Raw genomic sequence first — 5,088 nt, forward strand, 5'->3', positions numbered from 1 at the left:
CATCTCCGGCGTCAGCGAGTCGTAATCGACGCCGCTGGGCTTGATCACGACCCGGCCCTGCTCGGGATCGTAACCCGAGGCGTTACCCGAATGCATGGTCACCAGACCCGTGGCTGGCAACAGACGATTGACGCGACAAACTTCGTTGCGAAGGGCTTCGATCAACATCGTGGTCCTTTCAGGAACGGCGCGACTGCTCACGAATCCGAATCAGTTGCTTCATCACCTCGTACAGGCTGGACTGCCACTGCCGGGTGCCGAAGGCGTCGTGCAACATCTGGTAGATTTCGTACAACTGGCGATAGGTCTTGACGGCTTCGGCCTTCGGCTCGAACACCCGCGGTTTGGTCCCAGTCATCTTCGCCTGCGCGGCCGGAACGTTGGCGTACGCGCCGCCCGCCACCGCAGCATAGATCGCCGCGCCCAACGCACAGGTCTGCGACGCCCGGCTGATCTTCATCGGCCGACCCGTCACGTCCGCGTAGATCTGCATCACCAGCGGGTTCTTTTCTGCGATGCCGCCGCAGTTGACGATCTCATTGACCTTCACGCCGTACTCTTCGAACCGGTTGATGATGGTCAGCGCTCCGAACGCGGTCCCTTCGATCAACGCCCGATACACCTCCGCCGGACGCGTGTGCAGCGTCTGGCCCACCAGCAGGCCGGTCAGCAGCGGATCGACCAGGATCGTGCGGTTGCCGTTGTTCCAGTCGAGGGCGACCAGGCCCGACGCCCCGGGTTTCAACTCCGCCGCCTCCTTCGTCAGAGCCTCATGGGCGGCCGCATCCGAGCCGTAGGCCTTGCGGCAGAACTGCCCGACAAACCAGTTGAAGATATCGCCCACCGCCGATTGCCCAGCCTCCAGGCCCAGGTACGACGGCACGATCGAACCGGGCACGATCCCGCACAGGCCGGGAACATCGGCCACCTCGCCGTCCGGTTTGGCGATCATCATGTCGCACGTGCTGGTGCCGATGATCTTGACCAGCACGCCCGGCCGAATGCCCGCGCCGACTCCGCCCGCGTGGGCGTCGAACGTGCCGACGCATACCGGAATGCCCGCCGGCAGCCCAGCCTTATCCGCCGCTTCGCGGGTCAGCTTGCCCGCCGGCTGGTCCGAGGTGAGGGCCCGATCGTAAAGCCGGTCGCGCAGATCCGCCAACGCCGGATCGACCGCCGCCAGAAACTCCTTGTCCGGCAGTCCGCCCCACGCATCGTTGTACATCGCCTTGTGGCCCGCCGGGCAGATGCCGCGTTTCATCGTCCGCGGATCGAGGCTGCCGGTCAAAAATGCGGGCACAAAGTCCGCCGCCTCGACCCACGAAAACGCGGCGTCGAACACCCGCGGGGCCGAACGCCGGCAGTGCAGAATTTTCGACCAGAACCACTCCGACGAATAGACCCCGCCGCACTTGCCCAGATATTGCGGCCGCAACTTGCCCGCCTTCTCGGTGATCTCCGCCGCCTCCGCGTACGATGTGTGGTCCTTCCACAACCAGGCCTGAGCGGCCGGGTCGTTCCGGAACCGCGGATTGACCGCCAGCGGCTGGCCCTCGCGATCGACGGGAAGCGGTGTGCTGCCGGTGGTGTCGACGCCGATGCCGATCACCCGCTTGGCGTCGAACTGCGGATCGGTCTTCGCAGCCTGTTTGATGGCCTCGCCGGTGCAGGCGAAGAAGCCATCGAGGTAGTCGGCCGGATTCTGCCTCGCCAGGTTCGGGTCGGCTGGATCGAGCAGAATCCCCGCCTCGCCGCTCGGATACTCGGTCACAGCCTCGGCGATCTCGCTTCCGTCATCGGCCGAAACCACCACCGCCCGTACGCTGTTGGTTCCGTAATCGAGCCCAAGGACGTATCGCCGGTCCGCTTGTGCCGTCATCGTTCACCTGCCTCCTTCGATCGCGATAGGATCACGACTGACCCGCCATGCTAGCGGACACGCCGCGCGCTGTCAACCGCGGATGCAGGTCCGCCCTCGGCGAACGGCCCTTCTCAAAATACAGACATCACGCCGCAAACCCCGCTACCGCACCGTCAGGATCAGCGGGACCGACGGCGTCAGTTCGATGGTCTGACCGTCGATCGGCTGATCGTTCAGCAGGTTGACCAGCGTGCCGTCGGCGGGCCGGCGAAGCACCGCGCCGACTGGCTCCGGATGGATGTTCATCACGAAGGTCATCGACTTGCCCGCCGCGTCGAGCACGGTGAAGTTGATCACGCTCCGCTGCGGCTCGACCAGCGACGAGACGCTCGACGCCATCGCCGAGGTCACCGGGGCCAGATCGGCGGTGTCGGCGAGCCGGATGATCTTCGCCCCGGCGCCTTCCGCGGCCTGGAGATAGCCTTCGTAGGTCGCGTTCAGATCGGCCTCGGGCGGCACCACGATCGTCTTATACTTCCCGGCGATCTCCTCGTTCATCGCCTCGGGCGGCAGAATGTCAAATGCCGGACCGGCATAACTGCACAGCTTGTACGCATCGGGCAGCCGCCAACCGTTATCGACCAGCAGCACGTCGGGCCTGAACCGCTGGAACGTGCTGACGATCGAGCCCAGCCGTTGAATATCCAGCGACGTCTGGCAGAAACCCTGCACCGCCCACGGCTGCGTCAGGATGCACTCCTCGAAGTTCTCGATCGTCCGGCCCCAAACCCACACGTAGTTGGCGTCGCAGCCGAGCACCGCACGCCACCACATCAACCCCGGAATGTACTCCGGCGTAACCACGTGGCCGTACCAGATCATGTGCTGCTCCGAGTCGATGATCGGATTGCCCGGCGCCAGCGACCGGTACAGATGCGTCACGATCGCGGTCGTCCACAAATCCATCACCTGGTTGTCGTCCGGATTATCGAGCCGGCTGAAGCAGTCCGACCCAATGCCGGTGAATATCCGCGACAGCGCGACCTTGTCCACGCTCATCAGCCGCCGCCACGCCCCGTGAATCTTCGCGTAGATCAACCGCGTGTCGTCGCGATTGAGCATCTCCGCCGTCAGCCACCGGTAGAACTCGGTCACCCGATCGCGATTGTACAGGAACACGTCTTCGGCGCTGCGGGAAACGCCCGCTTGGTACTGGACCTTCTCAAAGCTCTCGAACGCCGTGCCCCATGCGCCGTTGAGGGCCTCGATCGAGCCGTAGTGGCCGCTGAGCCACCGTCGAAACGCGTCCGGCTCGAAATCGCCCAGCACGAGGTACCACAGCTCGTTGGTCAGATCGTAGCTCAGCAGGTTCGTAAAACTCTTGACCGCGGGAATCGTCACGTCCATGTGACGCACCAGCAGCTCGCGGAAACCGGCGCTGTCCACGTCCCACGGCAGGAACTGGTTGCGCCGGACGCGAAGGCCGCTGCGCGACATATCCGGCCATTTCTCGCGAGCCCACGCGGGAATCGAATGCGGCGTCAGCAGCAGATCGCACGCCATGTTGTTCTCAGCCGCCGCCTTCAGGAGGCCGACGATGTGGTTGGGCGGCTGCACCTGGTTCTCCGAGGGCATGGTGTGGCCCGGACCGCACTCCATCGCCAAACCATTGAGCCCCATCCGCACCCACGTGGCCAAATCCGCGGCGCTAGGCCAGCCGCAGAACCCGTTGATGTAAACCGGCCGATCGCCGTCCATAAAGTCCCCCTCGACGACCTTCAGGTGAAGATTGTCCGACGGCACGGACTCCGGCCACACGGCTTCGCCCTGATCCACCCGGGTCAGCTTGGCCTCCAGATCGTCGCAGAGGCTTTCAACATACTCCAACTGCCGCGCCGCGCGGACCGGCTTGTCCTCAGCCGCCTCCTCACGCGCATAGCCGCAGAACAGATCCACCACGGCGATCGTCGCCTGCGGATAGCGCCGCCATGTCCCCTCGGTGGTAACTGCGTCAAGCCGCGTCTGCAGCGCCGCCGCGCGGGCCGCCAGCCGCCCGCTCCACGCGTCGATGTGCTCCTTGGCGTTCGGATACACAGCGGCAAGTTCGTCGATCCGAAACTCGTACTTGCCGTCGTACATGTACTCCTCGACGCGGTGGGGCATCTCCAGGCTGATCGTCTCGATGCCGTCCAGCGTGCCGTTCCCACCGGGCCAGTACGGCTCCAGGCTGTCCATCCGGACCCGCATCTTCGGCCACGTGTAGTACCACGGCCTCGGGAAGATCGGCGAATCGCGGCCGTCCGTACCCTCGTACAGGCCCGACAGGAACGTCATCTTGGCCGTGCCGTCGGCGTCCTGCACGATGATGCGGATGCGGGCCTCGCCCCACGCAAACTTCTGCCACCGCGGCACCAGAACGTAGATCTGGAGATACTCGGGCGTCCGGTCCAGCCCGACGTTCGGCCGCGACAGCCACGCCGTACCCGGATCGCTCTTGTCGATGGTGAACTTGACGTTGATGCAGCCGTACCCGGTCTTGCGATACGACTTGTCGAGCACCGGCTCGACGTCGTCGTTCCACCGCCAGCTATCGAGACTCTCCATCCGGTCGACAAACACCACGCCCGGCGCCGCCGGGGCCTCCTGGCCATGCGCCGGCGAAAGCAGCATGGTCGCCGCGATCAGGACCACAAAGAGCGTTCTGGCTGTTGCCGTCATCGTCGGTTCTCCACAGGATAAGCCCAGGCGTCCAGCGGCCGCCGTCCTGCCGGAAGCCGCCGCCGTCCGCGCCGGACCAAAACCGGCGCGTGCCCGGATTATTGTATACGCCGACCTCCCGGGCAAGTTTCATTTTGCCTGCCTCAAAACGAAACGGCCGCTGGTTCAAATTGGCTGCGGCCGGAAATGCGCGGTCCCCGTTTCACATGGCGGAACGAAGTGGGTCTGGCCGTCGGGAATTGACCCTCCGGACGCAAAACGGAGCGTAGAGCACCTACCAAGACAGGCCAGAGGACCTCCGGTGTATCCAACGCGGCTTCGAAGTCTAAGGCGACACCGTGCTGGGCCTGCCCACCAGACCACAACAACGAATTCAACATGAACTGCATATGGTAGTTGCCGGAAGGACCAAGAACCACTAACATAGCCGCCGCCACCACCGCACCGACGCCGTCCCTTCTTCCGTCCTGCGGAGCCGTCTGCCCGTGGCGGATGAGGAACGGGGATTC

Annotated in this window: 3 protein-coding genes; all 3 read right to left on the bottom strand. The window is 64.6% G+C overall.

Annotated features, from left to right (window positions below; translation table 11 throughout):
• On the bottom strand, positions 1 to 165 hold a 165-nt coding region (gene araD, locus GXY33_04335), incomplete at its 3' end, for an L-ribulose-5-phosphate 4-epimerase (GenBank protein ID NLX04354.1).
• A 13-nt stretch (positions 166 to 178) separates the two neighbouring features.
• On the bottom strand, positions 179 to 1,879 hold the full coding sequence (locus tag GXY33_04340) for a ribulokinase (protein NLX04355.1): 1,701 nt from the start codon (positions 1,877 to 1,879) through the stop codon (positions 179 to 181).
• Positions 1,880 to 2,023: 144 nt separating this feature from the next.
• Positions 2,024 to 4,579, bottom strand: a complete 2,556-nt coding sequence (locus GXY33_04345; GenBank protein ID NLX04356.1) for a hypothetical protein — start codon at positions 4,577 to 4,579, stop codon at positions 2,024 to 2,026.
• Positions 4,580 to 5,088: the final 509 nt, after the last annotated feature.

It is taken from the genome of Phycisphaerae bacterium, assembly GCA_012729815.1.
Lineage (GTDB): Bacteria > Planctomycetota > Phycisphaerae > JAAYCJ01 > JAAYCJ01 > JAAYCJ01.

What these genes read in the sequence shown, in the direction of transcription:
- GXY33_04340 (NLX04355.1), bottom strand. Translation starts at nt 1,879, where the DNA reads ATGACGGCACAAGCGGACCGGCGATACGTCCTTGGGCTCGATTACGGA.
- GXY33_04345 (NLX04356.1), bottom strand. Translation starts at nt 4,579, where the DNA reads ATGACGGCAACAGCCAGAACGCTCTTTGTGGTCCTGATCGCGGCGACC.